This window comes from Methylobacterium segetis, assembly GCF_004348265.1.
Classification (GTDB): Bacteria; Pseudomonadota; Alphaproteobacteria; order Rhizobiales; family Beijerinckiaceae; genus Methylobacterium; species Methylobacterium segetis.
The window spans coordinates 1-4,225 of sequence record NZ_SMNT01000158.1 but is presented as its reverse complement, the minus strand read 5'-3'; the positions used below and the strand labels follow the sequence as shown (position 1 = coordinate 4,225).

Annotated in this window: 6 protein-coding genes; 3 read left to right on the top strand and 3 right to left on the bottom strand. The window is 68.4% G+C overall.

Translation table 11 applies throughout. The features are described 5' to 3' along the window. The coding region (locus tag E1J50_RS24860; protein WP_245516747.1) for a TVP38/TMEM64 family protein at nucleotides 1-676 on the bottom strand (676 nt) is incomplete at its 3' end. A gap of 310 nt (nucleotides 677-986) precedes the next feature. Here E1J50_RS24860 and E1J50_RS24855 point away from each other — a divergent pair. Further along, nucleotides 987-1,298, top strand: a complete 312-nt coding sequence (locus tag E1J50_RS24855; protein ID WP_132256771.1) for a hypothetical protein — start codon at nucleotides 987-989, stop codon at nucleotides 1,296-1,298. Nucleotides 1,299-1,335: 37 nt separating this feature from the next. On the opposite strand, the gene E1J50_RS24850 is transcribed toward E1J50_RS24855, so the two are convergent. Both E1J50_RS24850 and E1J50_RS24845 read right to left on the bottom strand, forming a co-directional pair. Then, nucleotides 1,336-2,283: a LysR family transcriptional regulator gene (locus E1J50_RS24850; protein ID WP_245516746.1), complete on the bottom strand. Its 948-nt coding sequence runs from the start codon at nucleotides 2,281-2,283 to the stop codon at nucleotides 1,336-1,338. A 345-nt stretch (nucleotides 2,284-2,628) separates the two neighbouring features. Then, complete coding sequence (locus E1J50_RS24845; protein WP_132256767.1) at nucleotides 2,629-2,844, bottom strand: hypothetical protein; 216 nt, start codon at nucleotides 2,842-2,844, stop codon at nucleotides 2,629-2,631. A gap of 252 nt (nucleotides 2,845-3,096) precedes the next feature. Between E1J50_RS24845 and E1J50_RS24840 the strand changes: the two genes are divergently transcribed. Next, entirely contained in the window at nucleotides 3,097-3,315 is a 219-nt protein-coding gene (locus E1J50_RS24840) for a hypothetical protein (protein ID WP_132256765.1), read from the top strand. Nucleotides 3,316-3,431: 116 nt separating this feature from the next. After that, nucleotides 3,432-4,225, top strand: a 794-nt coding sequence (locus E1J50_RS24835) for an Ig-like domain-containing protein (protein ID WP_245516745.1), incomplete at its 3' end; no start/stop codon positions are given.

Here is a 4,225-nt window from a genome sequence, read left to right as displayed (position 1 = left end):
CGCCCGCGCCGGCTCTCCGCATCCTCAGTTTGGCCCGTACGCGCCGCCGGGTCAGGCCGACGGCCGCGAAGGTCGCAACGAGGCCGAGCCCGAGGGAGATCCAGTGCTCCGGCGCGTCCCCGCCCGCCGCGCGGCCGATCACCCCGAGATAGACGCAGACGAGCGTGCCGGGCAGCATGCCGAGGATGGTCGAGACGAGAAAGGCCCCCGGGCGCACGTCGGTGATGGCGAGGATGTAGTTCTGGGCGTTGAAGGGGACGAAGGGGCTGAGGCGCATCAGCGTCAGCAATTGCCAGCCGCCCTCGCCGACCGCCTCGACGGTGGCCTTCATGGCCGGCCGCCGCTCGATCAGGGCGCGGACCCGGTCCTGCAGCAGGGTGCGCCCCGCCGCGAATGCGAGCACCGAGCCGAGCGTGGCGGCGGCGAGAACGATCGGCAGCGACCACCAGCCGAAGGCGACGCCCGCCGCGATGGTGAGGGGCGTGCAGGGCACGACGAGGAGCGTCGCGACGACGAAGAGGGCCGCGAAGGCGACGGGCCCGTAGGGGCCGAGCCCCTGCGTCCACGCCTTGAAGGCCGCGAGCCAGGCATCGACGGGGAGGAGGTACCAAGCGGCCAGGGCGGCCGCGACGGCGAGCCCGGTCGCCAGCCAGTATCGGGTTTCGTCGCCCGTCACGCAGATCCTCCTCGAGGCCGCAGCACCACGAGGTCTCAAGGCCCGGCGCGCACCGCTTGTATTAGAGCGGTGGCCCGATCCGCACAGCCCGGCGCCGCGCATGCGGGCCGCGCGCGGGGCGGGACCGCGGCCGGGAAACGGAAACGTCGCGGTTAACGTACGGTCTGCACGAAGCCCCATTTTCCATACGTGATCGCAACGGATATCCTATAAGTATGCAATATTCATATGGTCAGACTCAGGGTTGCGCATACTCGTGGCGAAAAGCGATCACGGCGGTGCGGCGGCAAGGACCCAACGGGGCGCTACGATGATCTGGCTTCAGGCGGACAAGGCTTCCGGTGCGGCGACGGCGGAGCGGGAGGCGGAGCAGGAATTGCTCGCCCTGCGCCTGCCGGTCCAGGCCGAACTGTCCCTGCGCCAGCTCGCGGGAGCGCTCGGCGTCGCGACGGCGCTGACCCTGCCCGAGGCGTCGGCCCGGCCCGCCTTCGAGGGCGAGGCATCGAACTTCGCCGAGGCCGCGAGCCTGCTCCAGGCCTTCCTGGCGATCGAGGACCCCGAGACGCGGGCCCGCTGCCTCGCCTACGTGCAGGGCGCCTCGATCCGCCCGGCGCGCCAGTAGGGCGCGGCCACCGGCCGCGGCGGCCTGCCCGCCCGCGTCAGGACCTGGCGACGAGGCAGGCCGACGGCGCGAGGGTTCGCTCCGGAAGCGTCATCACCTCGCCGCGCAGCGCGCCGGAGAAGACGCCCGCGAGACGCTTCGAGACGAAGTCGATGAAGCGCCGGGTCTTGGCCGGCAGGAGCCGGGACGTTGTCACGATGTAGATCGAGGTCGCCGGCAGGCGCCAGTCCGGCAGGACCCGGTCGAGGCGTCCGCTGGCGATGTCGCGCTCGACATTGACGAGGTTCGCCGCCGCGATGCCGCGGCCCGTCACCGCGAGGCGGCGCGCGAGGCTGAGATTGTTGCAGGAGATCCGGCCCGACACCGGCGCGGAGACGATCTCGTCGCCGCGGGTGAGCTGCCAGGTGTCGCTGGCGCCGGGCACCGAGAGCACCACGTCGTGCTCGGCGAGATCCTTCGGATGCTTCGGGCGGCCCCGCGCCCGCAGGTAGGCGGGAGCGGCGACGAGGACGTTCTCGGTCTCCACGATCCGGCGCACGATCAGCGAGGTCTGCCGGGGCTCCTCCACGGCGATCGCGAGGTCGTAATCCTCCCGCACGAGGTCGACCTGAGAGGCGTGCAGGTCGAGATGGACGTGGATGTGCTCGTGGCTCTCCGAGAAGGCGCAGACGATGTCCGTCAGGTGCCGCAGCACCCAGAAATCCGGCGGCGCCGCGACCTTGAGGAAGCCGGACGGACCCTTCGCCTGGGCGATCATGTCGTCGAAGGTGCGCTGGGCCTCGTCGACGATGCGGGTGGCCTGGGCGAGGTAGGCCTCGCCGTAGGGGGTGAGGGCGAGCTTGCGGGTGGTGCGGTCGAGGAGGCGCAGGCCCACGGCCGTCTCGAATTGCGTGATCCGGCGGGAGACCGAGGAGATCGGCATGTCGAGAGCCGCCGCCGCCTGGCTGAAACTCTTGCGTTTCGCCACCTCAACGAAAAGGGCCATATCGCGCAAGACTTGAGGCTGCGGCATATCCTCTGGCTCTCTTCCCCCGAGTTTGCCGAGGTGAGGTTTCCTCCTCCACCGCGGACACAACCCTAGATAGACGTACCGCCGCCCCCGTCAAGGTATTCCGCAACAGAGTTGGCCACGGAAAAGAGTTTTCCAGCGTCATATGCTTAATCTCGACGCTGCATTTTCTTCGTCAAATTTTAGATAAAATTCGATTGTCTTGGCTTATAGCCTGAGCAGTCGCGGAGAGACGTTCCACACAAACGGCGGCCTTGCGGGCCTCGCGCCCGCGTCGCGCCTTGGGCCGGCGCCCTCGCGCCGGCCGCGCCCGGGAGCGGCCTACCAGGTGCTGCGCAGGTTGCGCGGGAGCGGCGCGGCCCGGCGCGGCCCGGCTTCCGCCCGGCTCCGCAGGGACGCGATCAGCCATGCCGCCGCGAGGCCGGAGACGCTGCCGCCGAACGGGGCGGCCGAGAGCGCGACGAGGGCGCCGTTGTCCCAGAGCATCGCCGACGTCAGGGGACCTCCGACGAGCGCCGCCATCATGATCGCGAACATGAGCAACCTCACTGTGACTGCCGTCCCATCGGACATAACCCGAGGCAGCACAGGACACAGACGAGATTTTGGAAAAACACTTTCCCGAATTGCCCGTCCTGACGAGGGCTGAGGGACGACTTGGAGCGCCAAGCAGATCCTTCCTCGAGGCCCGGATCTGCTGTGGATAGACTTTCCCCGCACCGTGCTTTTCGCAGCGGGAACGCGGGTCGCCGCATTGCGGCGGCCCTGGCTGGCCTCAGGCGGACACAGATGTTTTCTGCCGCCGAGACAGGTTTTTGTCATCATCCCGAATTTCGGCCCAGTCAAATTGTCGCAACGCCTGCCAGCGCCACATATTCTCAATACAAAACCTGGCAGCTTGACTGGCAGAAACTCGAATTTTGCTCTGATGGAAAAGTGCTTTCTGCAATCAATGCTTTCCATCATTTCATTGATGATCAGTTTAAGCCCGGCACGCGGACAGGTTGATCTGTCCGACACGGAAGCTCGCTGATCGGGCCGCCCGTCCGCGGATGCACTCGCAGCGCGAGCTCCCGAAGCTCCCGCCCCAGTCGTCAGCGTCGGTACGGAGCGTCGGTCCCCCCATGGCTACCATCAACCAGACCTTCGATGGGTTCGTCGGCACCTCTGGCAATCCCGTCACGATCGGTGGCTACACCTACGCGCTGCGGTCCAGCACCGGCGCCTCGATCGGGACCCTGGCGGTCGAGAACGAGTTCAACGACGCGGTCCTCGACCTCTCGACCACGGCGGTCGGCTATCTCTCGATCGCGCAGGCCTCCGGCGGCGTCTTCGACCTCGACGCCCTCACGATCGACCGCGACATCTCTCTCTTCGGCAACACGCTGTTCGTCGGGTATCGCAACGGCGTCCAGGTCGCCTCGGCGGATTTCGGCAACATCCTCGGCGTCGGCGACCAGAGGATCCAGCTCGGCTCCGCCTTCGACAGCGTCACCGAGGTGCGCGTCTATTCCCGCAGCCTCGCCAACGTGAACCTGGGCGTCGGCTTCGCGATCGACGACGTCGTGACGAACGACACGACGGCGCCGGCCGCCCCGACGCTGAGCGCCGGCACCGCGGCCACGGCCGACAACACGCCCACCCTGACCGGCACCGCCGAGGTCGGCTCCACGGTTCGGATCTTCAGCAACGGCGCGCTCGTCGGCACCACGACGGCGGGGGCGACCGGCGCCTACTCCTTCACGCCGACGGTCGCCCTCGCCGACGGCACCTACAGCCTCACCGCCACGGCGACGGATGCCAGCGGCAATGCGAGCGCGGCCTCGGCGGCGATCAGCCTGCGGATCGACGCGACCGCCCCGCCGGCGCCCGTCTTCACGGCCGGCGGCGGCTTGACCAACGACAACACCCCGACGGT

Excerpts from the sequence above, each read along its gene's own strand:
- E1J50_RS24845 (WP_132256767.1), bottom strand. The coding sequence starts at position 2,844 with ATGTTCGCGATCATGATGGCGGCGCTCGTCGGAGGTCCCCTGACGTCG.
- E1J50_RS24850 (WP_245516746.1), bottom strand. The coding sequence starts at position 2,283 with ATGGCCCTTTTCGTTGAGGTGGCGAAACGCAAGAGTTTCAGCCAGGCG.
- E1J50_RS24840 (WP_132256765.1), top strand. The coding sequence starts at position 3,097 with ATGTTTTCTGCCGCCGAGACAGGTTTTTGTCATCATCCCGAATTTCGG.
- E1J50_RS24855 (WP_132256771.1), top strand. The coding sequence starts at position 987 with ATGATCTGGCTTCAGGCGGACAAGGCTTCCGGTGCGGCGACGGCGGAG.